At 62.1% G+C, this 612-nt stretch carries 1 protein-coding gene; it reads right to left on the bottom strand.

From position 1 onward, the window contains the following. Positions 1–612 (bottom strand): IS256 family transposase (locus AB4Y44_RS42435; protein ID WP_368702820.1); only part of this gene is annotated, 612 nt, incomplete at both ends.

Raw genomic sequence — 612 nt, 5'->3', positions numbered from 1 at the left:
GCTGCGCGGCCTGCCCGCTTGCGGCCGTGTAGATCGGGCGCAGCGCCGCGGCGATAGCCTTCCGGTCCTTGTAACTCGCGTATTCCAGGCTGTTGCGTATCAGATGCACGATGCAGGTCTGCACGGCGGTGCGCGGGTAGGCCGTGCCAATCGCATCGGCGAGCCCCTTGAGGCCATCGACCACGGCGATCAGGATGTCCTGGCAGCCGCGCGTCTTGAGTTCATTGAAGACCTTGAGCCAGAACTTCGCGCCTTCGGTGTGCTCGATCCACAAGCCCAGTACGTCACGCTGGCCGTCGGCCTGAATGCCCAGCGCGAGATACACGGCCTGGTTGCTCACCACGCCGTCGCTGCGGATCTTTACGCGAAGCGCATCAAAGAATACGACCGGATACATCGGTTCGAGCGGTCGGTTTTGCCAGGCGAGTGTCTCGGCCATCACCTCGTCGGTGACCGAGCTGATGAAGTCGGGCGACACCTGCGTTCCGTAGCTTTCGGCCAGAAACGCCTGGATTTCGCGTACGCTCATGCCCCGCGCGTACATGGCGATGATGCGCTCATCAAAGCCGGTAAAGCGGCGTTCGTGTTTGGGAATCAGTATCGGCTCGAAAC

The sequence above is a fragment of the Paraburkholderia sp. BR10937 genome (assembly GCF_040965695.1).
Lineage (GTDB): Bacteria > Pseudomonadota > Gammaproteobacteria > Burkholderiales > Burkholderiaceae > Paraburkholderia.
Note: the sequence above shows the minus strand (reverse complement) of the source record. Positions and strands in the feature narration are given on the sequence as shown.